Here is a 23,463-nt window from a genome sequence, read left to right on the forward strand (position 1 = left end):
TACAGTGCATGACAGGCCAGGCCGGGTGGTCTGGCAAGACTTTGCAACCGTGGAAGCATTGACCATGAGCACAACAACTATCGGACAGGCCTACAACTACAAGGTCGTCCGCCAATTCGTCGTGGCGACCATCGTCTGGGGCGTCGTGGGGATGGCGATGGGGGTGTGGATCGCCTCGCAACTGGTGTGGCCCGAGATGAACCTCGACCTGCCGTGGACCACCTTCGGCCGCTTGCGACCGCTGCACACCAGCCTGGTGATTTTCGGTTTCGCCGGCAGTGCGCAATTCGCCGCCAGTTACTACGCGGTGCAGCGCACCTGCCAGGTGCGGCTGTTTTCGGACAAGCTCGCCGCATTCACCTTTTGGGGCTGGCAGTCGGTGATTGTGGTGATGCTGATCACCTTGCCGCTGGGCTACACCACGACCAAGGAATACGCCGAAATCGAGTTCTCCGGCGCGGTGTGGATGACCGTGGTGTGGGTCGCTTACGCCATCGTGTTCTTCACCACCGTGGTACAGCGCAAGACCAAACACATCTACGTCGGCAACTGGTTCTTTGGCGCGTTCATCGTGGTGATCGCCATGCTGCACGTGGTCAATCACCTGGCAATTCCGGTGGACTGGTTCAAGTCCTATCCGGTGTATTCCGGCGCCACCGACGCCATGGTGCAGTGGTGGTACGGGCACAATGCCGTGGGGTTTTTCCTGACCACCGGCTTCCTCGGGATGATGTATTACTTCGTGCCAAAACAGGTCGGGCGGCCGGTGTATTCCTATCGGTTGTCGATCGTGCATTTCTGGGCACTGATCACCCTGTACATCTGGGCCGGTCCGCACCACTTGCACTACACCGCGCTGCCAGACTGGGCGCAGTCGCTGGGCATGGCGATGTCGTTGATCCTGCTGGCCCCGAGCTGGGGCGGGATGATCAACGGCATGATGACGCTCTCCGGCGCCTGGCATAAATTGCGCACCGACCCGATCCTGCGTTTCCTGGTCCTGTCCCCGGCCTTCTACGGCATGTCGACCTTCGAAGGGCCGATGATGGCGATCAAAACCGTCAACGCCCTCTCCCACTACACCGACTGGACCATCGGCCACGTGCACGCCGGCGCGCTCGGTTGGGTGGCGATGATTACCTTCGGTTCGCTGTACCACATGATCCCGAAAGTCTTCGGCCGCGAGCAGATGTACAGCACGCCGCTGATCAACCTGCACTTCTGGCTGGCGACCATCGGCACGGTGTTGTACATCGCCTCGATGTGGGTCAACGGCATCACCCAGGGCTTGATGTGGCGTGCGATCAACGACGACGGCACGCTGACCTACTCCTTCGTCGAAGCCTTGCAGGCCAGCCATCCGGGCTTCGTGGTGCGCTTTGCCGGTGGGGTGTTCTTCCTCAGCGGGATGTTGCTGATGGCCTACAACGTCTGGCGCACCGTACGGGTTGCCGACGTGGCGATGGCCGAACGTGAAGCGCAGATTGCCTGAGGCGGGGAGCTTGAGATGATGGAAGTCGTGCTGAATGTGTTGGGCGTGGTGGGGCTTTGGCTGGCGGTTGAATACTGCCTGAAGCACGAGACGGCGCAGAGCCTGGAGGATGCGAGCCTGATTCCGTTTGCCGATGACCCGGAGGTGGCGCGGCGGGTGGAATTGGCGACGGGGAAGACGGTGAAGGCGGTTGCGCCTGAAGTCGCCAAGCCGGGCTGGGGCAACCTGGAGGTTTGACGCTGATCAATGTAGGAGCGAGCTTGCTCGCGAAAGCGGTGTGTCAGGCAACATCAGTGTTGACTGTGCCGCTTTCGCGAGCAAGCTCGCTCCTACAGGGGTTCTGCGTTAGCTGCGCTCGCGGGGGATCAGGCTTTGCAGTTGCTGCGCCAGGAAGTTCGCGTCGAACGCGAAGGTGTCCGGGTCTTTCAGGCCATTGGTCTTGCGCCACTGCCAGTTGCTGGACGGCGGCAGGCACACCAGCGAAATGCTGCCGTAGCGCGCGGCTGTCAGGCCCATCACGGCCAATGAGATCTGCCCGCCCGCGCCCATCACATCCGGCACGAATTCCACCGGTTTGCCGGCGATCACAATGGACAGCTTCTCGGTCTTGAAGGTCGACGTCTCGACCGGCACGCTCGGACCCGAGGCGACATACGCTTCGCGGCTCACTTCCAGCAGGTTCGGCGCCTGGACCGGTTCCAGCCACTGCTGGATCTGATCGAACAGCTCACCAATGCGCGTCGCCCACACGGCCGATTGCGACTCAAACAGTTGTTTCTTGTGCGCTTCGCTTTCTGCGTAGTGGCGAAGCATCTCACCCAGTTGCTGTACGTCGTCCATTGCGGTGTTCCTTTGGTTGAAGCGGTGCTGCGGACTTTGAGCATGGCAGATGCGCGCTACCGGCGTACGACTAAAAGTGTGAGCGGTAGTGGCTGGGGGTCATGGCCAGGTACTTACGGAAGGCGCTGCCCATGTGCGACTGATGGGCGAAGCCGCTGTCGAGGGCGATGCTGGCCAGGGACAGGTCAGTGGTTTCGATCATCCGCCGTGCCGCTTGAAGCCGTACTTCGACAATGTACGCGTGGGGTGTCAGGCCGATCGCCCGGGTGAAGTCGCGCAGAAAGCGCAGCTCGTTTTGCCCGTAGCTGGCGGCGAGTTGTTCCAGCGTCAGTGGCTGATGGAACTGCTCGGCGATCTGGTCCAGTACGCGGGTGAAGGCCTTCGGTATGGCGCGCTGGGTGGTTTCGGTTTGCCGTTGCGCGAGCCCGACGAAACCCAGGGCGCATTGCTCCAGTGCCAGCGTGTCGGGTTGCGGTGCAAGCAACAGCCGCCGCACCTCCCGGGCCAGACTCAGCGCCTGTCGATTGCCTGCAGACTGCACACGGTGGCCAACGGCGGGCAAATGCTGGTTGGCGAACTGCTCGTCCAGGCGCATCAGCAGGGATTCGCCGCCAGCGGCTGACTCGGAAAACACTTCCACCCCCACCGGGGTGTACGCCAGCACGCCGGGCAGTGTGTCGAAATCGACCCGGTGATCCGAGTCGATCGCGTGCACGCCTTGCTGACGTTCCAGCGTCACGCCCAGGGTTTGCCACTGCGCCGGATCACGCGCGCTATAAGCGGCGCGAGGTAACAATTGCAGGCAGAGTTTGCCGCCCAAGAGGCGCTGACTCAGCAGACCGGGCATGTGAAATTTCCTGATAGATCGAAACCAAGATTCACGGGAGACTCTCAAGCAAAGGGTTGCCATCAACAGGAGCACAGCATGCGGACCATCGGCCTTATCGGCGGCATGAGCTGGGAGTCCAGCGCCGAGTATTACCGCCTCATCAACCAACAGGTGCGCGACCGGCTCGGGCCGTTGCGTTCGGCGAAATTGCTAATGTACAGCGTCGACTTCGGGCCTGTCGAACAGGCTCAGCATGCCGGACGCTGGGACGATGCGGCGCTGATCCTGGTGGATGCGGCGCGGCGGCTGGAGGCTGGCGGCGCTGATTGCGTGGTGCTGTGTACCAACACCATGCACAAGGTGGCCGGGCAGATTCAGGCGGCGGTCGGCATTCCGTTCCTGCACATCGCCGACCCGGCCGGTCAGGCGGCGGTCGAGGCCAGTGCGCTGAAGGTCGGTTTGCTGGGCACGGCGTTCACCATGGAGCAGGACTTCCTGAAGGAACGCCTCACCGCGCAAGGCTTGACCGTGCTGGTGCCGGAGGCCGAGGAACGTCAAGCCGTGCACCGGATCATTTATGACGAATTGTGCGTCGGGGTGATCAGCGAAACGTCGCGCAAGGTCTATCAGCGGGTCATCGAATCGCTGACCCGGCGCGGCGCTCAGGCCATTATCCTCGGCTGTACCGAGATCGGCCTGCTGATCAAACCCGAACACAGCGCCCTGCCCCTGCTCGACACCACCGAACTGCATGCGCAGGCGGCGGTGGCGTTTGCACTGGAAGACTGACCTAAGAGGATTTGGGCATGGAACGCAGACGCGCCATGCTCAAGGTATCGACAAATACACCGTCACGCACCGCGTAATCTCGGAACACGCCTTCAGTTTCGAAGCCGAACTTGCGGTACAAGGCGATGGCGGCTTCGTTGTCGGTGTAGACCGAAAGCTCGACCCGGCGCAGGTTCATCCAGTTGTCGGCGATGTCCAGCGCCGCCGCCATCAATTGAGAGCCAACGCCCTTGCCCTGCCAGGCCTGCGCGACGCCCATGCCAAAGCTGCCGGCATGGCTGCGACGGATGCGCGGAAACTGTTCCAGGGTAATGCTGCCGATCACCGTCCCTTGATGCAGCGCCACCAATTGCACCACCCGCTCGTTGTCCGATACCAGGCGATTGCGCCAGGTCTCGGTGGACGGAAACGGCATTTGCAGGGTTTGGCGGGCGATGACCGGTTCGTGGTAAAGCGCAGCGATGCCCTCGATGTGGGATTCGTTGAGGCGTTCGAGGGTAATGACAGACTCGGTGGCAGTCATGGGTGATTCATCCTTGAGGCAGACATGGCCGCTCACTCTACAACGCAATCTTCCGGTATGGCGAGAACCGATGTGGCCGCGGTGTCAGATGCATTGATGCCGACTGACACTCCCTCATCGCGGGCAAGCCCGCTCCCACACTGGATCGCCGGTAAACACAGAATATGTGTACGACTGAGAGTCAACTGTGGGAGCGGGCTTGCCCGCGAAGGCAGTGGATATGCTGCATTGATGCCGACTGACACGGCCTCTTCGCGGGCAAGCCCGCTCCAACACTGGATCGCCGGTAAACACAGAATATGTGTACGACTGAGAGTCAACTGTGGGAGCGGGCTTGCCCGCGAAGGCGGTGGATATGCTGCATTGATGCCGACTGACACGGCCTCTTCGCGGGCAAGCCCGCTCCAACACTGGATCGCCGGTAAACACAGAATATGTGTACGACTGAGAGTCAACTGTGGGAGCGGGCTTGCCCGCGAAGGCGGTGGATATGCTGCATTGATGCCGACTGACACGGCCTCTTCGCGGGCAAGCCCGCTCCAACACTGGATCGCCGGTAAACACAGAATATGTGTACGACTGAGAGTCAACTGTGGGAGCGGGCTTGCCCGCGAAGGCGGTGGATATGCTGCATTGATGCCGACTGACACGGCCTCTTCGCGTGCAAGCCTGCTCCCACATCTTTAGATTGTGGTCAGCCTTCGAACCATTCCCGGCGTTCGTTGAAGGTGTTGTGGATCAGTTCGACAATCATCTGCACCCCGGCTTCATCCCGGGAGTCGGCATTGACCGCCATCCACACCTGGCGCTGCATCGGCTGACTGAACAGCCCCGGTAACGCGATCAGTCCCCGGTCGAACTGACTCATGTAGTGCGGCAGCAGGCCAATGCACGCGCTACAACGGATCATCTCCAGCATCAATTCGTACGAATGCAACTGCACCACCCCGGCCAGACGCTGATCCACCACGCTGTTCCATGGCCGAAAACTCTCGACCTGTTGATCATGCTGCCATTGCACCAGCATGAAATCGGCCAGGTCATCGAGGCTGTCCGGACGCGACGCCACCCGCGAGTAACGTTTGGCGATGTACGGCGAGTAATCCAGCCGCGCCAGACGCTGCGGTTGGCTGACGGCAAAACTCGGGCCTGGCAACGGCGAGTCGGTGCCGGCCAACCACACCACCACATCGGCACTGACCGCTTGCAAGGACAGCTCGCTGTCCAGGGTGATGATGTCCAGGCGCACGCTGGCGTTGCGCCGCAACAAGGCCACCAGGTCGCGACCGAGAATGTCATGCAGGATCGACTCGGCGACGGCCAGGCGAATCAACGGCTGCTCGATCACCGGCAAGTCGCGCTCGTGGGCAAGGGCAATCAATTGCGCGTGCAGCTGCAGGCCGTCACGACTGAGGGTAAAGCCGTTGTCTGAATGGCTGAACAGCGAGCACTGCAACTGGGTTTCCAGTTGCGCCAGTTGTTTGCGCAGCAGAGTGGCCTTGATGTTGAGACTGCGGGCCGCCTGCATGAAACAGCCGCACCGGGCACTCACCCGAAAGGATTGCGCCAGCACCGGATCAAGCCCTGCCACCAGCGTGCGCCAGGATGGGGTTTTATCCACGGGCGCGCGGTACTCGGCAACGCGCTGACGGCGGCTGGTTTCCATGAATGGCATCGATGACTCCCTGTCTTTCTGTCCCTGAAGGTTTCATCCTGCGTAACCTTCATGAAACGGGTGTGACAACAGGCTCAAGCACTCGGGGTTTGGCGAAAACTCACGGCCAGGCGATTCCAGCTGTTGATGGTGGTGACGGCAATCGTCAGGTCGACCATTTCGCCTTCGTTGAACTGCTCCCGGGCCAGCGCGTAGACATCGTCTGGCACATGGTTTTCAGAGAGCAAGGTGACCGCTTCGGTCCAGGCCAGCGCTGCACGTTCCCGAGGGTTGAAGAAGCCGCTGTCGCGCCACACCACAATCGAATACAGCCGGCGATCGGTCTCGCCAAGACGCCGGGCATCCACCGAGTGCATGTCGGTGCAAAAGGCGCAGCCATTGAGCTGCGAGGCGCGGATCTTGATCAGGTGCAGCAGCGCCGGCTCGATGCTGAGATTGCTGGTCAAGGCCTCCATGGCGATCATGGCTTTCATCGCCTTGGGCGATGCGCTGTAGTAATCCAGACGGGGGTTCATGGGGCAACCTGATTGATCGGACGTATACCTCCAAGGTAGACGCTGATGCGCGGGCGTTACAGATCCAATTCAGCGAAAAACCGCTGCACCACTCAGCCGGCAGACCAATCCGCGGTTTTTCGCCCACGCAACTATTGCGCAGCAGCTCATGCGGGTAATCTGGCGCGACGCACACGCGCCCAAATTGCTCTAGGAGCCACGCCGGTATGGAACTTCATGTTGTCATCAACGGCCGCAAGGACCTGGCAGGCCAGTTGTACAACCAACTGCGCAGTGCCATCGAATCCGGCCGATTGGCAGCCGGCACGCAACTGCCGCCCAGTCGTCTGCTGGCGGAACAGCTGGGCATTTCGCGCAAGACCATTTCTGACACCTACGCCCAACTGACCTACGAGAACTTCCTCACCGGGGTGATCGGCAAAGGCACCTTCGTCAACGCCCGGGCGGCGAAAATCACCCGCAAACAGAGCCATTCCGAGCTGGCGAGTTTTGACGTCATCGAGTCATGGCGCAACCTGCCGGTGTTCCTCCGTCATCCGACCCTGGAAGGCTCGTTGCGCTACGACTTCATTGGCGGCGCCACCAGCAAGGGCCAGTTTCCCCAGGATGACTGGCGGCGCTGCACCTCTCACGCGTTGCGTCAGATCGCCGGTTCCAAGGGCTTCTACAGCTTGCCCGAAGGCCTGCCGGCGCTGCGCAACGCGATCGCACGCCACATCGCGTTTTCTCGCGGGGTCAATTGCCAGGACGAAGACGTGGTGGTGTGCAACGGCGCCCAACAGGCCCTGGACCTGATCTCCCGGGTGCTGACCCGGCCGGGCAGTCTTGTCGCCATGGAAGACCCGGGTTACCCGCCGGCACGCTTGCTGTTCGGCAGCCACGGCGCCACGGTGATCGGGGTGCCGGTGGATGCCGAGGGCATTCAGGTGGACAAGATCCCCAACGGCACGCGGCTGATTTACGTCACCCCGTCCCACCAATTCCCACTGGGCATGCCGATGAGCCACGAGCGCCGGGTGGCCTTGCTCGCCAGGGCCCATGAACTGGGCGCGATCATCATCGAAGACGATTACGACAGCGAATTCCGCTACGAAGGCCGGCCTACCGATTCGCTGCAAAGCATGGACGAACGCGGGATTGTTGCCTACGTCGGGACCTTCTCGAAAACCCTGCTGCCGGAACTGCGACTCGGTTATGCGATTCTGCCGCCGGCGATTCTCGAAGCGGTGATCCGCGCCAAGCAGCTCACCGACCTGCACACCTCCACCCTGCCCCAATGGGCGCTGGCCAAATTCATCGCCGAGGGCTGCCTGCTCAAGCACATCCGGCGCTGCCACACGATCTATGCCGGGCGCCGGGAGCGAATTCTGGCACGCATGGCGGGAGATCTTTCGCCGTGGCTCGAAGCCGTGCCCACCACGGCCGGCTTCCACATGGTGGTTATGTGCAAAAAACCTATGGATATTCCATTAGTGATCGAACTGGCGAAAAAGGTTGAAGTCGGGGTCTACCCGATCGACAGTTTTTTCTACCAGCAAGCGCCAAGGGACGGGCTTTTCCTCGGTTTTGGCGCCATCGAAACCCTCGACATCGACACTGCCCTGGATCGCCTGCGGGACATTTTGCAGCAAGTGGCGTGAGGATTGGTCTGCGTTTTTATCCGGCGATTGGCTATTGGCGGTCCACAGGTGCAGGCCTATCCTGCATAAGCGTTATCCCTCAGTGAGCAGGATTCGTCCGGCCTGATTCAGGAGTGTGAGCAATGTCCAACGAAGTGATCAATACCGTAAAGGTGCAGGCCGCCGCCGGCCGCTCGGATGAGCTGGGTAAGCAACTGCAAAAGATTGTCGAAACCCTGCGCGAACAACCGGGCTGCGATTCCTATATGGTCGACCGCTGCCCCGAGGACGGCAACCGCTGGACGGTCAGCGCCCGCTGGCAATCGGAAGCGGCCATGCAGATGCATTTCAACTGCCCTGAAGCGCAAGGTTTTATCGGCCTGATCGACAGTCGACTGGCCAATAGCGTCGATTTCAACAGCTTTCCGATTGTCTGAAGTAAAGATTAAAAGATCGCAGCCTTCGGCCGCTCCTACAGGTATTTGGGTACACCTGTAAGAGACGTCAGAGGCTGCGATCTTTTTGCGTTCAGCGCGCCTGATTGGTCTCCTCGGCTTCACGAAAATTGGAGGTTTGCCAAGCCACCTGCGCGAACTATCGTGATCCCTGACGACTAACCCACGCAGGTGATGAACCATGAACGCAGTCCGTTTGTTTGCTGCCCCGCTCGCCGTCCTGGCCTTGACCGTTTCCGCCTCGGCATTCGCCCATGACCCTTCGGAAAAAGTCACGGTGTTGCAGGACCAGATGCTGAAAAACGTACCGGGTAAAAAGGCATTGATGATCGAAGTCGATTACAAACCCGGCCAGTCGTCCATCGCGCACAAGCACGAAGGCACGGCCATGGCCTACGTCCTTTCGGGATCGATCACTTCTCAAGTGAAGGGTGAAAAAGCGATCACCTACAAGACTGGCGAATATTGGTACGAACCTGCCGGGTCGGAACACCTGGTGTCGAAAAACGCCAGCGCTACCAAGCCTGCCAAGTTGTTGGTGTTCATGGTGTTGTCGCCGGATGAGAAAGTGTTGATCCCCTTGGAAAACTGATGGCTGTTACGCCAGCTATAAATAATCAGGCTCGAATCATCGATTCGGGCCTTTTTATTGCTCAGGGCAATTAACCGAAGTTGTTTAAACCAAACAAAACTATTGGCCACCTGATAAGTGCGGACATTGGCTGTTTCATTAAGCCATTCCCGGTTTAGTCTGGAGCAACTGCCGTCACCCTGGCGGCAACTTAAACTTCCAACTGAATGCTGTTTCACTGGAGAAACACCATGAAACTCGCGCTTGTCAGTACGTTAACGGTGACGGCTCTTTTAACCGGCTGCTCGATCCCCACGGCACCCTCGGCAGTCTCTTCGCTGGACGGCATCTTTACTCAACCGGTGGGACGCAGCAGCGCCTCGAGTATTCCTAACGGCAGCACTGTTTCGCTGGGCATTGTCTACAGCCGCAACACCCAGACCAACCGCGCCTACCTTCAGGACTACCAGGCCAACGCCGGCACCGGCTTCGGCCAGAGCCTGCTGGTGCAATCGATTCACGATGCCTACGTCGCCACCTCCAAACCCGATATGGCAGTGGACTGGGTCAAGGCATCGTTGCAGCGCCAGTTCGGCTCGGTGACGGTGTACCCGGACATGCAAAGCCTTCGGGCGGCAAAACCGGACGTGGTGGCAATCGTCGACAGCCGCAGTCAATTAATGACATCGCGCAGTTCGGACATCCAGGCCGATGTCAGCGCGGATTTCTATGATTCGAACTTCAACTACATTGGCACTGCACGAGGGCACGATGCCAAGGCGCTTAGTCCTGTATGGGCCGACTACAAACGCAGTGAAGAGATAGTCGCGGACATTAACGAACAACAGAACGTGCAAGTTCGGGCGCTGCAGAAGTTTGACCAGTCGCTCAATAATTTATTGACCAGGCCGACAGATAAAGTGTCGATGATTGATAATACAACTGGCTGGAAGTTGTATTAATTTCAATGGCCCCATCGCGGGCAAGCCCGGCTCCCACAAGGATTGTGTCGAACACATAAGATGCACACGACACAAAACCAGTGGGAGCCGGGCTTGCCCGCGATGAGGCCCTACCAGCCCCCACAAAACCTTCAGACAAAAAAAAAGCCCCGCATCTCTCAATGCGGGGCTGTTTCATTCAACAGCTGATCAGGCAGCCGGTTCCAGCTCTGCGCTAACCGTCGCAGTAACAGGCACTACCGCTTGCCCGCTCAACGCCAGGTCCAGCAGCTCACGGTTGGCCACTGCATACATGGCGTAGTCCGTACCGCTAGCGGCACGCAATTCCACCAGCATGGCGCGCCACCGTTCGATCATGCCTTCGTGCTGATCCATCCACAGCGCCAGGCGTGTTTCCACGTTCTGAGTGCCGTCGCCCTGTTGCAGGACGGAGATGGTGATCGCACGTTGCTGCCAGTCCACATCATCACGGAACGCTTCACGGGCCAGGGCCTGCCAGTTGTTCTCAACCGGCAGAGCACTGATCTGTTGCAAGTACCAGGTGATGTCCAGCGCACTGCCCACGGCGAAGTACGCCTTGGCCACGTCCGCCGGGTTCTGGCCGGTCACGTCGGAAGCTTCGATGATCGGCAGCAAGGTGTACAGGTGAGTCGTGCCTGCAACCATGCGCGCCAGCAACTCAGGAACGCCAGCCGCGACGTAGGCCTGATAACGGGTCTGCCAGCCTTCGCGGGTCGGGCCTTCCAGCAGTTCGTCGAGCTTGAGGCCCAGCGCTGCCAGATGTGGACCGAAGTGCGCGACGTCACGGGCAGCGTTCTGCTCGTTGCGACGGCTGCGCAGGAACCAGCGCGTAGCGCGACGGCCCAGACGCATCAGCTCATCCATCAGCTCCAGTTGTACGTCGGCGGAAACCTGGTAATCCAGGGCTTCAATCTGACGGAACCAGTGCGGGAGGTGGAAGATGTCACGCACGATCACGTAGGCGCCGGCCACGTTCGCCGGGCTCATGCCGGTCGACTCTTTGAGTCGTTGAACGAAGGTGATGCCCATGTGGTTGACCAGGTCGTTGGCGATCTGGGTGCTGACGATCTCGCGCTTCAGACGGTGACGGCGCATGGCTTCGGAGAACTTGCTCACCAGGCTCGGCGGGAAAGCGGTTTCCATGTCGCGTGTCAGGTAGTCGTCGTCCGGCACCAGGGAGTTGAGCAGCGCTTCCTTGAGGTCGATCTTGCTGTAGGAGATCAGCACGGACAGCTCGGCACGGGTCAGGCCATGGCCTTCGGCGACGCGCTCGCTGATCGCTTCTTCCGATGGCAGGAACTCAATGGCGCGATCCAGCTTGCCGCGGCTTTCCAGATCGTTCATCAGACGCTTGTATTCGGCGATGCGCACGTAAGCACGGCGTGCCGCCAGGGACAGGGCCTGAGTCTGCTTGTAGTTGTTGCCCAACACCAGATTGCCGACTTCGTCGGTCATGCTCGCCAGCAACTGGTTGCGTTGCTTGTCGGTCATGTCACCGGCCTGAACCACTTCGTTCAGCAGGATCTTGATGTTTACTTCGTGGTCGGAGCAGTCCACACCACCGGCGTTGTCGATGAAGTCGGTGTTGGAGCCGCCGCCATTGAGGCCGAACTCGACACGACCCAGTTGGGTCATACCGAGGTTACCGCCCTCGCCCACGACTTTGCAGCGCAGTTCGTTACCGTTGACGCGCAGCGCATCGTTGGCCTTGTCGCCGACATCGGCGTGGCTTTCGGTGCTGGCTTTGACGTAAGTACCGATACCGCCGTTCCACAACAGGTCTACCGGAGCCTTGAGCAAGGCATTGAGCAGTTCGGTCGGGGTCAGCTTGTCGGCCTTGATGTCGAAGCGCTCTTGCATCTGCGGGGAAATCGCGATGCTTTTCGCGCTACGGGAGAAGATCCCGCCGCCTTCGGACATGATGCTGGTGTCGTAATCCGACCAGGCCGAACGTGGCAGGTCGAACAGGCGCTGACGCTCGGCGAAGCTGTTGGCCGGCTCCGGGTTCGGGTCAATGAAGATGTGCAGGTGGTTGAACGCTGCGACCAGTTGCAGCTTGTCGGACATCAACAAACCGTTACCGAACACGTCACCGGCCATGTCGCCGACGCCCACCACGGTGATGCTGTCTTCCTGAACATTGATGCCGCGTTCGCGGAAGTGACGTTGTACGCCGACCCACGCGCCCTTGGCGGTAATGCCCATTTTCTTGTGGTCGTAACCGGCCGAGCCACCGGAGGCGAATGCGTCGCCGAGCCAGAAGCCGTAGTCGATGGCGATACCGTTGGCGATGTCGGAGAAGGTCGCAGTGCCCTTGTCCGCCGCAACGACCAGGTACGGGTCATCGTCGTCATGACGCACGACGTTGGTCGGCGGCACCAGAGCGCCGTCTTTCAGGTTGTCGGTGATGTCCAACAGGCCCGAAATGAAGATGCGGTAGCAGGCGATGCCCTCGGCCGCGATATCGTCACGGCTGCCGCCCAGTGGCAAGCGACGTGGCAGGAAGCCACCCTTGGCACCGACCGGTACGATGACCGAGTTCTTCACTTGCTGGGCTTTTACCAGGCCCAGGACTTCGGTGCGGTAGTCTTCTTCACGGTCGGACCAGCGCAGACCGCCACGAGCGACGTTGCCGAAGCGCAGGTGCACGCCTTCGACGCGCGGCGAGTACACGAAGATTTCGAACTTCGGTACGGGCTTCGGCAGCTCTGGAATCTGGTGCGGGTTGAACTTGAAGCTGAAGTAGGACTTGTTCTGACCGTTGGCGTCGGTCTGGTAGAAGTTGGTCCGCAGTGTCGCTTTGATCAGGTCCAGGTAGCGACGCAGGATACGGTCTTCGTTGAGCACCTGGACGTCGTCCAGCGCGGTCAGAATCGCGTGTTCCAGACGCAGCTCAAGGTCGTCGCTGCTTAACTTGCGCGCCAGGTAGAAACGGGTCTTGAACAACCGGGTCAACTCGCGAGCGATGTCGGTGTGGTTGTTCAGGGTGCTGGCGATGTAGCCGAGGTCGAAGCCCAGGCGGATCTGCTTCATGTAGCGAGCGTAGGCACGCAGCAGCGCCACGTCGCGCCATGGCAGGCCGGCGGTCAGCACCAGACGGTTGAACGCATCGTTCTCGGCATCGCCGCGCACGATGTGGACGAAAGCGTCCTGCAAGGTGTCGTTGAGTTGCTGGATGTCGAGTTCCAGGCCTTCGGCGGCAGTGAACGCAAAGTCGTGAATCCAGAACTCGCGGCCTTTGTTGTGACGCAGGCGATACGGGAACTCACCCAGTACGCGCAGACCGAGGTTTTCCAGAATCGGCAATACGTCGGACAGCGCCAGCGGGGTATCGGCGTGATACAGCTTGCAATGCAGTTCGCGCTGACCGGAAACCTGACCCAATGGCTGATAAAAGCTCATCACCAGTGGATTTTTTTCATTCAGGCTCAGCAAGTGCTGCATGTCGACCACGGCCGAATGGGCTGCGAAACGCTCGCGGTAACCGGCCGGGAAGCCTTTCGGGAAGTCAGCCAGCACGTTGGTGCCGTGGGCTTCGCCGAAGCTTTCAACCACCAGGCTGGCGTAGTCGTCCTGCCAGCTGCGGCAGGCTTGCACCACTTCTTTTTCCAGCAGAACCGGGTCGATATCGAGGCGGTTCTTCGGATCGACGCGCAAAATCAGTTGCACGCGAGCCAGCACGGACTCGGAGAAGAAGGTCCAGAACTCGCAATCCGAGGCTTTCAGGCGATCCATCAGCACTTGCTGGATCTTCTGGCGCACTTCGGTGGAGTAGATGTCACGCGGCACGTAAGCCAGGCAGTAGCAGAAACGGCCGTACGGGTCTTTGCGCAGGAACACGCGAATCTTGTTGCGTTCCTGGATCTGCACGATCGACATCACAGTGCTGAACAGTTCGTCGACCGGGGTCTGGAACAGGTCATCACGCGGCAGCACTTCGACCACCTGCGCCAGTTCCTTGCCCAAGTGAGCCTTGGCCTGGAAGCCGGAACGACGTTCGATTTCCTCGACCTTGCGACGGATGTACGGGATGACCCGCACGCTCTCGCCATACACCGACGAGGTGTACAGGCCCATGAAACGGCATTCCTTGATGACGTTGCCGTCGGCGTCGATTTCACGGATCGACACGTAATCCGGGTAAGCCGGACGGTGTACCCGGCTTGGGTGCGCAGCCTTGGCGAACGACAACAGGGTCGGTTCGCGCAGGTAGTTCACGGCGTAGTCTTCGATGCGCAGGTCTTCGTAGGTCAGGCCGGTGCGCAGCAGTTTGGTCAGGCCCAGGAACGAGTCCTGGTCGTAGACTATGTGACCGCCGTCGGCTTCATCGCGAACCACGAATTCTTCATAGCCGAGGAAGGTGAAGTGGTTGCCCACCAGCCATTCCAGGAAGCTTTTGATTTCGGCTTTTTCTTCTGGATCAACCTTGAACTGGCTGTTGTCCAGGCCGGTCAGGATTTCCTGGACCTTGGCTTTCATCGGCTCGAAATCGGCGACCGCAACGCGGACTTCACCGAGAACCTGCTCGAGCTCTTTGCTCAGCACGTTCAATTCGGCCGAGTTGGCGCAACGGTCGATTTCCAGGTACATCAACGATTCTTGCAGAACGTCGTCGCCCTGGGTGCCTTTCGGCAGGATTTCCAGCAGCTCGCCCTTGCTGCCGCGACGCACGCTCAGCACAGTGGTTTGCAGGGTATGAATGCTGTAGCCGCGACGGTTCAGCTCGGTACGTACCGAGTCCACCAGGAACGGCAGGTCGTGGTGCAGCACTTCGACCGCGGTGTGGGTCGACTGCCAGCCGTGGCGCTCGTAATCGGGGTTGTAGACGCGCACTTGCGGTTGCGCGTGATCGAAGCGCTCAAGCAGGCGCCACGCAGAAAGGGTGCAGCCGGCGAGGTCGGACAACCGACGCTGGGTCAGCTCGTCCAGGGAAATGATGCCGAAAAATTGTTCAGCGAACAGCGCCACTTGTGGCAGTGCCTGTTCACTGATGTGCTGCGCCAGTGCCGCTTGCAGTTGGTGCTGGAAGTCGGCTTTGCTGGCTGCGGTGAAGAACGCCATCTGTGGTACTCCGCTTGGGCTTGTTATTGATGGAAGCGTCGCGTGCAAAACCCCTTTCGGGGCGTTCCGTCACCCTGTTCCTGATTCTCGGGCAGAGGAAACAGGGTGACAGGTGGGTGAAGCTGGACGAGACACTCAGGTCACATTCACCTTCCATGAATGGGCATCTGCAAAAACGACTCTGCGATCAATTGCACAATGTCTTTACAGGTATCCATTCGATGCGCAGCTTAACCAGTGCGGCAAGGCCCGTGCTTGCGGTGCTGCGACATATTCGGTCATCGGTACGCTGCTCTCGGCCAATGCCTCGAACAACACTAGCAGTCGTGCAGGAAATTGGGCGTTTTATGCCCGGATTTACGGCACATCCGTACCAGAAATGACCAGTAACACTCCCAGTGTTCACGACACATCCTCTGACACTCAGCCGAGCAGAAATTCCCGGGGGCTGGCAGAATTGCCCTTTGATCGTCTTCACAACGCTCGCCGAGCCAGGAATTTCCCATGCAAATGACCACCTCCCTCTTGATCGTCAACCCGTGCGACGACGAAGAAGACAACATGGCCATGCTCGCCTGCCACAGCGAACAGGGCGAGATGTTCCTGATGACCCGCTACCCCGACGAAGACGAGCTGGAAATCACCCTCGACGGCGAGCCTTCGACGCTGGACGGGGTGAAAGTCACCCTCAGCCCTACCCGCCTGCTGATCGAAATCGCGGCTGGCGATGCTGATGCGCTGAATGGGGATGATTCGCTGGAAATCATTCACAGCACCGATGCGAGCGACCTGGCCGAGGTGGAAGAGACGTTGCAGAACATTCTCAAGGGAACTGGCACTTACATAAGTCAGATTGCCTGATAGACCGCTTTCGCTGGCAAGCCAGCTCCTACAGGTTCGCATCAACCGTAGGAGCTGGCTTGCCAGCGAAGGCGCCCGCAAATCCAACACATCCCTCGAAAAAACACTCACAAGCCTCCCCGGCGCACATTTGCGCAAAATGCCGTTAGTCGCCGCCCCCCGCGATAGATTAAAGTAACGCCCCCAGCCCTGGCGTTATTCGAACGTCTTCGGTCACCCTTTCCAGGAACAGTCATCGATGGAACATCGTGAAGCGCTGCTAGCGCTGCGAACCTTTCTTTCAACGCAGATTCTCGGCCAGGAAAAACTCATCGAGCGCTTGCTCATCGCCCTGCTTGCCGACGGCCACATGCTGGTCGAGGGCGCTCCTGGCCTCGCCAAGACCAAGGCCATCAAAGAACTCGCCGAAGGCATCGAAGCCCAGTTCCACCGCATCCAGTTCACCCCTGACCTGCTGCCGGCCGACATCACCGGCACCGAGATCTATCGCCCGGAAACCGGCAGTTTCGTGTTCCAGCAAGGCCCGATCTTCCACAACCTGGTGTTGGCGGACGAAATCAACCGCGCCCCGGCCAAGGTTCAGTCGGCGCTGCTTGAAGCCATGGGCGAGCGTCAGGTCAGTGTCGGGCGCAGCACCTATGAGCTGTCGCCGTTGTTCCTGGTGATGGCCACGCAAAACCCGATCGAGCAGGAAGGCACTTATCCGCTGCCCGAAGCGCAGCTCGACCGCTTCCTGATGCACGTGAAAATCGGTTTTCCGGACGCGGCCGTCGAGCGCCGCATCCTGCAACAGGCCCGTGGCGAAGCCTTGAACGGTGAAACCAAGCCCGAGCGCCGCGTCAGCCAGCAGGCCATTTTCGCGGCGCGCAAGGAAATCCTCGGTCTGTACATGGCCGACGCCGTGGAGGAATACCTCGTGCAACTGGTCATGGCCACGCGCACCCCGGCCAAGTTCGACCCGGAGATGGCCGAGTGGATCGCCTACGGCGCCAGCCCCCGTGGCTCGATTGCCCTCGACCGCTGCGCCCGCGCCCACGCCTGGCTCGCCGGTCGCGACTTCGTCAGCCCGGAAGATATTCAAGCCGTGCTCTTCGACGTCCTGCGCCACCGCATCATTCTGTCCTTTGAAGCCGAAGCCGCCGGAATTGACCAGGACCGGGTGGTCCAGCGGATTCTCGACGTCGTAGCCGTCGCTTGACCCCGATGAACGCCATCCTGCCGCCGGAACCGGGCATCCGTGTCAGCCTCGCCGAGCTGATCGAGATGCGCCATCGCGTGCGTGAAGTGCAGCTGTTCTCAACGCCGAGCCAGCGCAGCCCGCTGATCGGCTTGCATCACTCCAAGCTGCGGGGCCGTGGCGTCGATTTCGATCAGGTGCGGGTCTATCAGGCCGGCGACGACGTGCGAAGCATCGACTGGCGCGTCACCGCCCGGACCCAGGAACCTCACACCAAGCTGTTCCATGAAGAGCGCGAGCGACCGATTTTTATCATGGTCGAACAGAGCCGTCGGCTGTTTTTCGGTTCGGGTTTGATGTTCAAATCGGTGCTCGCCGCCCAGGCTGCGAGCCTGATCGGCTGGGCGGCTCTGGGCCATAACGACCGGGTTGGCGGGCTGGTGTTCGGCGACAACGAGCACTACGAGATCAAGCCACGACGCAGCAAACAGAGCCTGTTGCAACTGCTCAACCGACTGGTGCGGGTCAATCAGTCGCTACACACCGAAAGCGAAACCGATCGCGATGCCTTCAACATTGCCTTGCGCCGCGCCCGCGAAGTGCTGCGTCCCGGCAGTCTGGTGATCATCATCTGCGACGAACGTGCGTTGACCGAAGGTGCTGAACAACAATTGAGCCTGTTGTCGCGTCATTGCGATCTGTTGCTGCTGCCGGTCTCCGACCCGCTCGATCACGCCCTGCCCGCCGCTGGCCTGCTGCGATTTGCCGAACGCGGTGCGCAACTGGAACTCGACACGCTCAATTACGACCTGCGCCAGACCTACCGCGCCCAGGCCGAAGCCCGGATCGCCCACTGGGAATTGCTCGCACAAAAGTTGCGCGTGCTGCTGATGCCCTTGAGCACCCAGAGTGAAATGGTCGAGCAACTGCGCGAGTACCTGAACCCACAGAAACCGGGGAAAGCTCGATGAGCAGCCTCGATCAACTGCAGCCGCTGATTTCCCCGCCGCCCATCGAATTCTGGCCGCCGGCACCGGGCTGGTGGCTGTTGCTGTTATTGCTGCCGCTGATCGGTTTCGGCCTGTGGCAGTTGCGCCGCTTCCTGCCGAGCAAGCGCCCGATCGTGCGCGCCGAACAACCGCTGGACCCGGTGCGCCTCGCCGCGCTGGCCGAACTGGCGCTGATGCCCAAACCCTACGACGGCGCGCCGGCCGGTGCCTGGTTGCAGCAACTCAACGGTTTGCTCAAGCGCCTGTGCCGCAACCATTACCCCTACAGCCAGAGCCACACCCTCAACGGGCGCAAATGGCTGGCGTTCCTCGATAACCGCTGCCCGGCTGCCGGCCTGACCCGCTGGATGGTGCTGGTCGAAGGCGCGTACAAACCCGAATGCAAACTCGACGACAAGGCCATCGCCGGCCCGACCCAGGCCGTCGACACCTGGATTCGCAAACATGTTTGAGTGCGCCTGGCCGTGGATCTTCGCCCTATTGCCGCTGCCGTGGCTGCTGCGTGTCGGGCTGCCGGTCGCTGACAGTGGCGAGCCGGCGCTTAAAGCCAGTTTCCTCAGCGACCTCGAAGGCCTGGCCCGACGCCGTGCCCGCGCCAACCTGCCGGCCTGGCGCCAACAAGCGCCGTTCATTCTGCTGTGGTTGTTGTTGCTGATCGCGGCGGCGCGCCCGCAATGGCTCGGCGAGCCCCTGCCGATTGCCGCCAGTGGCCGCGATCTGCTGGTGGCGGTGGACGTGTCCGGCTCTATGGACTTTCCCGACATGCAGTGGCAGGACGAAGACGTCAGCCGGCTTTCGCTGGTCCAGCATCTGCTCGGGGATTTCCTCGAAAGCCGCGAAGGCGACCGGGTCGGCCTGATCCTGTTCGGCAGCCAGGCTTATCTGCAAGCGCCGTTGACGTTTGATCGGCACACCGTGCGCGTGTGGCTCGACGAAGCGCGGATCGGCATCGCCGGCAAGAACACCGCCATCGGTGATGCCATTGGCCTGGCGCTTAAACGCCTGCGTATGCGTCCGGCACAGAGCCGCGTGCTGATTCTGGTCACCGACGGCGCCAATAACGGTGGCGAAATCGACCCGCTCACGGCGGCGCGACTGGCGGCTAGCGAAGGGGTGAAAATTTACCCCATCGGTATCGGCGCCGATCCGGAGCAGAGCGGCACGCTGGGATTCCTCGGTGTCAATCCGAGCCTGGACCTCGATGAGGCTTCGTTGAAGGCCATCGCCCAAGCCACCGGTGGTCAGTATTTCCGTGCCCACGACGGCAAAGAATTACAGGCGATCAAGGCCACCCTCGACCAGCTGGAACCGGTAACCCAACAACCGACGCAGGCTCGTCCGGCCCAAGCGTTGTACCACTGGCCGTTGGCGATGGCGTTGCTGTTGAGCATGCTGCTGGTGGTCCGTGAACGCTGGCCGGACAACCCGTTGCAACGGCTATTCACCAAGGGGTTGTATCTGCAATCGCCACTGCCTGACTGGCGCCAACGGCTCAAACGCCTGCGTCCGCGGCGGCGTCGATGAGTGCGCTCTGGCCTTACTGGTTCCGTCCCTGGTGGCTGCTGTTGTTGCCGGTGCTCGGCTGGCTGCTCTGGCAGCTCTGGCATCGGCAGAAACGCGCCGGACGCTGGCAGATGATTCTGCCGCCAGCCTTCCACGCGGCGTTGCTCAGTGGCGGCAGCGGTCGCGACAGCAAATTGCCGTGGGTCGCCCTGGGCGTCGCCTGGGTGCTGACCATTCTGGCGTTGCTGGGGCCGAGCTGGGAGCGTGTCGAGCAGACCAGTCAGAAACCTGCCGACCCGCTGGTGGTGATCCTTGAGCTGACCCCGGAAATGCTCGCCACCGACGTGGCGCCGAATCGCCTGGAACAGGCCCGCCGCAAACTGTTCGACCTGCTGCAATATCGCAGCGACGCCCAGACGGCCATCGTTGTCTACGCCGGCAGCGCGCACACGCTGGTGCCGCTGTCCGATGACCTGTCTACCAGCGGCAACCTGCTGGATGCGCTGAAGCCGTCGCTGATGCCACAGGCGGGCCATCGCGCCGATCTGGCGGTGACTAAGGCTCTCGCACTATTGGAGCAAGGCGCCCTTGGCGACGGGCGGATTCTGCTGATCGGCTCAACCCTGACCGAAGAGGAACGCCAAGGCATTCGCCGGGCGCTGGACGGCAAGGCGACACAGTTTTTGATGCTCGGTGTCGGCACTGCCGAAGGCGCACCGATTACGCGCGAGGACGGCAGTTTCCTCAAGGACGAACAGGGCGCGTTCGGGTGCCCCATCTGGCCGAGCCGGGCCTGAAAGCCTCCGCCAATGGCCTGGACGGACGCTATCGCCACGCGCGCCTGGGCGATGCCGGCCTGCGCGCCCTCGGCTTGCTCGATGGCCCGCGCAACCTGCGCCACGACGGCCAGATCCTGCGCCTCGACACGTGGGCCGACCAGGGTTACTGGCTGTTGCTGCCGCTGTTGCTGCTGGCGGCCTGCGCTGGCCGGCGCGGCTGGCTGTTCTGCCTGCCGCTGCTGTTCCTGCTGCCACAACCGAGCTACGCCTTCGACTTCGAAGACCTGTGGTTGCGGCCCGATCAACAAGGCCTGCACTTGCTCAAGCAAAAGCGCCCGGCCGAGGCCGCAGCGCATTTCGACGATCACCAATGGCAAGGCGTGGCGCTCTATGAAGCCGGCGACTACAGTGGCGCCGCCCAGCGGTTCGCCGAAGGCAATGACGCCCATGCCCACTACAATCGTGGCAACGCGTTGGCCAAAAGCGGTGAGCTGGAAGCCGCGCTGGATGCTTACGATCAGGCCCTGGAACGTCAGCCGGATTTGCGTCCGGCCCTGACCAACAAGGCGTTGGTGGAAAGCCTGATCAAGCAGAAAAACACGCCGCCTCCGGTGGAGCCCGAGAAAAACGCCGGGGACCAAAACCAGACCTCCGAGCAGGAACCACCGCCCGGAGCGGCCAGCCAACCGTCAAGCGATGGCGAACCGAAAACCGACGCCCAGCCAACCACGCCGGACGCCGAGCAACAATCCACCGCACCGCCGAAACCAGGTGCCAATGAAGTCCCCGGTAGCGAGCTGGGGGATGAACAGCACACCACGCCACCCTTGCGCCCGGCCGGCAACAGCATCGACGGCGAGCAGCGCCAGGCGCTGGAGCAGTGGCTGCGCAAGATCCCGGATGATCCGGGTGAATTGCTCCGACGCAAATTCTGGTACGAACAGCAACAACATCAGGATCAGGAAAAAACTCGATGACCCGCTTCACCGCCTTCTCGCTCGCACTGCTGCTCTGGACTGTTCAGGCCCAGGCTGCGGGGCTGCTCGCCAGTGTCGATCGCAGTCGCCTGAACTCCGGCGAAACGGTCGAACTGACGCTGGAATCCAACGACGTGACGCAGTTCGGCAAGCCGGACCTGACACCGCTGGAACCGCTGTTCGAAGTGCGCGGCACCCGCCAGGTCAACCAGTTGACCACCCTTAACGGCGACAGCCGAGCCACCACTCGCTGGATCATCACCCTGCTGCCGAAGCAGAACGGCAGCGTGGTGATCCCGTCGCTGCAACTGGGCGATGTCCAGAGCCAGCCCATCACCGTGCAGGTGGTCGAGAGCGAAACCCAGGACACCGCGAACAAACTCGCGCCGGTGTTCATCGATGCCAGCCTCGATCAAAACAGCGTGTATGTGCAGGCCCAGGCTGTCCTGACCTTGCGCATCTACCATTCGGTCTCGCTGTACGACGACAGCAGCCTGCCGCCCCTGCAGATCCCCGATGCGCGCATCGAACAGTTGGGTGAATCGCGCACGTACGAGAAAGCCATCAATGGCCTGCGCCATGGCGTGATCGAAATGCGCTATGCGATCTATCCGCAACACAGCGGCGTCTTGACCATTCCGGCGCAGATATTCAATGCCGCGCTGGTTGATGCGCAGCCCGCTCAGGACACCACCACCCAAGCGCCGAAATCGGGCAAGTTGATGCGCGTCAGTTCCTCGGAACTCCTCCTGACGGTCAAGGCCAAACCCGCCAGCTACCCCGCCGACATCCCATGGCTGCCCGCCCGCAGCCTGAGCCTGAGCGAAAGCTGGAACCCGGAGCCGGATCACGTCCAGGTCGGTGACTCCCTCACCCGCCACCTGACCTTGAAGGCCGAAGGCCTGGCCAGTTCGCAACTGCCACCGCTGCCGGCCACCGACGTCAATGGCTTGCGGCGCTATCCGGATCAACCGGTGCTGGGCAACCAGAACAGCGAGCGCGGTTTGATCGGCAGTCGCGAAGACCGTGAAGCCCTGGTGCCCACGCGCAGCGGCGACATCGAATTGCCGGCGGTGGACGTGGTCTGGTGGAACACCTTCGAGGATCATCTGGAACACACCAGCTTGCCGGCCCGCACCCTGCCGGTAGCAAACAATCCGAGCCTGATGATCGACACCCCGGCCAGCGCGCCCCAAGCCACTGCGGCGGCCATCAACGAAGCCCTTTGGTGGTGGAAGCTCAGCACGCTGATCCTGGCCTGCACCACCCTCTTGGGCTTCGGCCTCTGGTGGCGCGCCCGCTGGCAACCGGCGATCTTGCGCGCGGCGCAGACCGGCCCGAGCCCGCGCACCGTGCTCGACGACCTCAAGCGCGCCTGCCAGGCCAACGACTCCCACGCCACCCGCCAGGCCCTCGACGCCTGGGCCCGGCAACAACCGGAAACCCTGGCCGACATGGCCGCCCGCTTCGTCCCGCTGTCCGACGCCCTCGACGGCCTGAACGGCGCGCTCTACAGCGAAACCGGCCAGCATTGGCAAGGCGAGGAATTGTGGCGAGCGATCAAGGCCATCCCGATTGCCGAAAGGGTTCAAGACCCAGTGGGCGACAGCGGCCTTCCGCCGCTTTACCCCAAATAAAATCAAAAGATCGCAGCCTTCGGCAGCTCCTACAGGGGAATACGTACACCTGTAGGAGCTGCCGAAGGCTGCGATCTTTTCGCCTTTCGGCATTCCCGACGATTTGCCAGTAAACTCTCTCCCCTTTCGCCGCTGTCAATTTCCTCGCGGCCATTACCTTATTTCCT

Annotated in this window: 19 protein-coding genes and 1 pseudogene; 14 read left to right on the forward strand and 6 right to left on the reverse strand. The window is 61.1% G+C overall.

Features of this window, described 5'->3' with window-relative positions; translation table 11 throughout:
• Window positions 1-64 precede the first annotated feature (64 nt).
• Together ccoN and AEQ67_RS08755 are read left to right on the forward strand one after the other, a co-directional pair.
• Window positions 65-1,492, forward strand: coding sequence for a cytochrome-c oxidase, cbb3-type subunit I (ccoN, locus tag AEQ67_RS08750; RefSeq protein ID WP_059403487.1), 1,428 nt, complete (start codon window positions 65-67; stop codon window positions 1,490-1,492).
• A 15-nt stretch (window positions 1,493-1,507) separates the two neighbouring features.
• A complete protein-coding gene (locus tag AEQ67_RS08755; protein ID WP_059403488.1) occupies window positions 1,508-1,729 on the forward strand; it encodes a hypothetical protein in 222 nt (73 codons plus the stop codon).
• 108 nt (window positions 1,730-1,837) lie between these two features.
• On the opposite strand, the gene AEQ67_RS08760 is transcribed toward AEQ67_RS08755, so the two are convergent.
• Both AEQ67_RS08760 and AEQ67_RS08765 read right to left on the reverse strand, forming a co-directional pair.
• Entirely contained in the window at window positions 1,838-2,332 is a 495-nt protein-coding gene (locus tag AEQ67_RS08760; RefSeq protein WP_059403489.1) for a hypothetical protein, read from the reverse strand.
• 70 nt (window positions 2,333-2,402) lie between these two features.
• Window positions 2,403-3,179, reverse strand: a complete 777-nt coding sequence (locus tag AEQ67_RS08765) for a helix-turn-helix domain-containing protein (protein ID WP_059403490.1) — start codon at window positions 3,177-3,179, stop codon at window positions 2,403-2,405.
• Window positions 3,180-3,257: 78 nt separating this feature from the next.
• On the opposite strand from AEQ67_RS08765, the gene AEQ67_RS08770 reads away from it, so the two are divergent.
• The gene (locus tag AEQ67_RS08770) at window positions 3,258-3,950 is read left to right on the forward strand and encodes an aspartate/glutamate racemase family protein (RefSeq protein ID WP_059403491.1); all 693 of its coding nucleotides are present in this window, start codon (window positions 3,258-3,260) and stop codon (window positions 3,948-3,950) included.
• Between the two features lies 1 nt (window position 3,951).
• Here AEQ67_RS08770 and AEQ67_RS08775 read toward each other — a convergent pair whose 3' ends face one another.
• The 3 genes from AEQ67_RS08775 to AEQ67_RS08785 all read right to left on the reverse strand — a co-directional run bounded on the left by AEQ67_RS08775 (window position 3,952) and on the right by AEQ67_RS08785 (window position 6,663).
• Window positions 3,952-4,473, reverse strand: coding sequence for a GNAT family N-acetyltransferase (locus tag AEQ67_RS08775; protein WP_059403492.1), 522 nt, complete (start codon window positions 4,471-4,473; stop codon window positions 3,952-3,954).
• Window positions 4,474-5,167: 694 nt separating this feature from the next.
• On the reverse strand, window positions 5,168-6,148 hold the full coding sequence (locus AEQ67_RS08780) for a LysR family transcriptional regulator (RefSeq protein ID WP_059403493.1): 981 nt from the start codon (window positions 6,146-6,148) through the stop codon (window positions 5,168-5,170).
• A gap of 74 nt (window positions 6,149-6,222) precedes the next feature.
• Window positions 6,223-6,663, reverse strand: a complete 441-nt coding sequence (locus AEQ67_RS08785) for a carboxymuconolactone decarboxylase family protein (RefSeq protein WP_059403494.1) — start codon at window positions 6,661-6,663, stop codon at window positions 6,223-6,225.
• Window positions 6,664-6,869: 206 nt separating this feature from the next.
• Here AEQ67_RS08785 and pdxR point away from each other — a divergent pair, with 206 nt between their 5' ends.
• The 4 genes from pdxR (at window position 6,870) to AEQ67_RS08805 (ending at window position 10,270) form a co-directional block, all read left to right on the forward strand.
• Window positions 6,870-8,303, forward strand: a complete 1,434-nt coding sequence (gene pdxR / locus AEQ67_RS08790; RefSeq protein WP_059403495.1) for a MocR-like pyridoxine biosynthesis transcription factor PdxR — start codon at window positions 6,870-6,872, stop codon at window positions 8,301-8,303.
• A 122-nt stretch (window positions 8,304-8,425) separates the two neighbouring features.
• Complete coding sequence (locus tag AEQ67_RS08795) at window positions 8,426-8,719, forward strand: antibiotic biosynthesis monooxygenase family protein (RefSeq protein WP_059403496.1); 294 nt, start codon at window positions 8,426-8,428, stop codon at window positions 8,717-8,719.
• A gap of 199 nt (window positions 8,720-8,918) precedes the next feature.
• The gene (locus AEQ67_RS08800) at window positions 8,919-9,329 is read left to right on the forward strand and encodes a cupin domain-containing protein (RefSeq protein ID WP_059403497.1); all 411 of its coding nucleotides are present in this window, start codon (window positions 8,919-8,921) and stop codon (window positions 9,327-9,329) included.
• Between the two features lie 230 nt (window positions 9,330-9,559).
• Complete coding sequence (locus AEQ67_RS08805; RefSeq protein WP_059403498.1) at window positions 9,560-10,270, forward strand: hypothetical protein; 711 nt, start codon at window positions 9,560-9,562, stop codon at window positions 10,268-10,270.
• 189 nt (window positions 10,271-10,459) lie between these two features.
• On the opposite strand, the gene AEQ67_RS08810 is transcribed toward AEQ67_RS08805, so the two are convergent.
• Complete coding sequence (locus AEQ67_RS08810) at window positions 10,460-15,352, reverse strand: NAD-glutamate dehydrogenase (RefSeq protein ID WP_059403499.1); 4,893 nt, start codon at window positions 15,350-15,352, stop codon at window positions 10,460-10,462.
• 504 nt (window positions 15,353-15,856) lie between these two features.
• Between AEQ67_RS08810 and AEQ67_RS08815 the strand changes: the two genes are divergently transcribed.
• The 7 genes and pseudogenes from AEQ67_RS08815 to AEQ67_RS08845 all read left to right on the forward strand — a co-directional run bounded on the left by AEQ67_RS08815 (window position 15,857) and on the right by AEQ67_RS08845 (window position 23,296).
• The gene (locus AEQ67_RS08815; RefSeq protein WP_059403500.1) at window positions 15,857-16,213 is read left to right on the forward strand and encodes a hypothetical protein; all 357 of its coding nucleotides are present in this window, start codon (window positions 15,857-15,859) and stop codon (window positions 16,211-16,213) included.
• 238 nt (window positions 16,214-16,451) lie between these two features.
• On the forward strand, window positions 16,452-17,411 hold the full coding sequence (locus tag AEQ67_RS08820; protein ID WP_008150800.1) for an AAA family ATPase: 960 nt from the start codon (window positions 16,452-16,454) through the stop codon (window positions 17,409-17,411).
• A gap of 5 nt (window positions 17,412-17,416) precedes the next feature.
• Window positions 17,417-18,361, forward strand: coding sequence for a DUF58 domain-containing protein (locus AEQ67_RS08825; RefSeq protein ID WP_059403501.1), 945 nt, complete (start codon window positions 17,417-17,419; stop codon window positions 18,359-18,361).
• On the forward strand, window positions 18,358-18,852 hold the full coding sequence (locus AEQ67_RS08830) for a DUF4381 domain-containing protein (protein ID WP_059403502.1): 495 nt from the start codon (window positions 18,358-18,360) through the stop codon (window positions 18,850-18,852). Before AEQ67_RS08825 ends, AEQ67_RS08830 begins: the two co-directional genes overlap by 4 nt.
• On the forward strand, window positions 18,845-19,924 hold the full coding sequence (locus AEQ67_RS08835) for a vWA domain-containing protein (protein ID WP_059403503.1): 1,080 nt from the start codon (window positions 18,845-18,847) through the stop codon (window positions 19,922-19,924). The genes AEQ67_RS08830 and AEQ67_RS08835 overlap by 8 nt, the downstream gene beginning before the upstream one ends.
• Window positions 19,921-21,659: pseudogene (locus tag AEQ67_RS08840) on the forward strand (tetratricopeptide repeat protein). Before AEQ67_RS08835 ends, AEQ67_RS08840 begins: the two are co-directional and overlap by 4 nt.
• The gene (locus AEQ67_RS08845; RefSeq protein ID WP_059403504.1) at window positions 21,656-23,296 is read left to right on the forward strand and encodes a BatD family protein; all 1,641 of its coding nucleotides are present in this window, start codon (window positions 21,656-21,658) and stop codon (window positions 23,294-23,296) included. Before AEQ67_RS08840 ends, AEQ67_RS08845 begins: the two are co-directional and overlap by 4 nt.
• Window positions 23,297-23,463: the final 167 nt, after the last annotated feature.

This window comes from Pseudomonas sp. RIT-PI-q (assembly GCF_001297125.1).
Lineage (GTDB): Bacteria > Pseudomonadota > Gammaproteobacteria > Pseudomonadales > Pseudomonadaceae > Aquipseudomonas.

Bases quoted from the DNA above. Each gene is read 5' to 3' on its own strand.
- ccoN (WP_059403487.1), top strand. From the start codon at position 65: ATGAGCACAACAACTATCGGACAGGCCTACAACTACAAGGTCGTCCGC.
- AEQ67_RS08755 (WP_059403488.1), top strand. From the start codon at position 1,508: ATGATGGAAGTCGTGCTGAATGTGTTGGGCGTGGTGGGGCTTTGGCTG.
- AEQ67_RS08760 (WP_059403489.1), bottom strand. From the start codon at position 2,332: ATGGACGACGTACAGCAACTGGGTGAGATGCTTCGCCACTACGCAGAA.
- AEQ67_RS08765 (WP_059403490.1), bottom strand. From the start codon at position 3,179: ATGCCCGGTCTGCTGAGTCAGCGCCTCTTGGGCGGCAAACTCTGCCTG.
- AEQ67_RS08770 (WP_059403491.1), top strand. From the start codon at position 3,258: ATGCGGACCATCGGCCTTATCGGCGGCATGAGCTGGGAGTCCAGCGCC.
- AEQ67_RS08775 (WP_059403492.1), bottom strand. From the start codon at position 4,473: ATGACTGCCACCGAGTCTGTCATTACCCTCGAACGCCTCAACGAATCC.
- AEQ67_RS08780 (WP_059403493.1), bottom strand. From the start codon at position 6,148: ATGCCATTCATGGAAACCAGCCGCCGTCAGCGCGTTGCCGAGTACCGC.
- AEQ67_RS08785 (WP_059403494.1), bottom strand. From the start codon at position 6,663: ATGAACCCCCGTCTGGATTACTACAGCGCATCGCCCAAGGCGATGAAA.
- pdxR (WP_059403495.1), top strand. From the start codon at position 6,870: ATGGAACTTCATGTTGTCATCAACGGCCGCAAGGACCTGGCAGGCCAG.
- AEQ67_RS08795 (WP_059403496.1), top strand. From the start codon at position 8,426: ATGTCCAACGAAGTGATCAATACCGTAAAGGTGCAGGCCGCCGCCGGC.
- AEQ67_RS08800 (WP_059403497.1), top strand. From the start codon at position 8,919: ATGAACGCAGTCCGTTTGTTTGCTGCCCCGCTCGCCGTCCTGGCCTTG.
- AEQ67_RS08805 (WP_059403498.1), top strand. From the start codon at position 9,560: ATGAAACTCGCGCTTGTCAGTACGTTAACGGTGACGGCTCTTTTAACC.
- AEQ67_RS08810 (WP_059403499.1), bottom strand. From the start codon at position 15,352: ATGGCGTTCTTCACCGCAGCCAGCAAAGCCGACTTCCAGCACCAACTG.
- AEQ67_RS08815 (WP_059403500.1), top strand. From the start codon at position 15,857: ATGCAAATGACCACCTCCCTCTTGATCGTCAACCCGTGCGACGACGAA.
- AEQ67_RS08820 (WP_008150800.1), top strand. From the start codon at position 16,452: ATGGAACATCGTGAAGCGCTGCTAGCGCTGCGAACCTTTCTTTCAACG.
- AEQ67_RS08825 (WP_059403501.1), top strand. From the start codon at position 17,417: ATGAACGCCATCCTGCCGCCGGAACCGGGCATCCGTGTCAGCCTCGCC.
- AEQ67_RS08830 (WP_059403502.1), top strand. From the start codon at position 18,358: ATGAGCAGCCTCGATCAACTGCAGCCGCTGATTTCCCCGCCGCCCATC.
- AEQ67_RS08835 (WP_059403503.1), top strand. From the start codon at position 18,845: ATGTTTGAGTGCGCCTGGCCGTGGATCTTCGCCCTATTGCCGCTGCCG.
- AEQ67_RS08845 (WP_059403504.1), top strand. From the start codon at position 21,656: ATGACCCGCTTCACCGCCTTCTCGCTCGCACTGCTGCTCTGGACTGTT.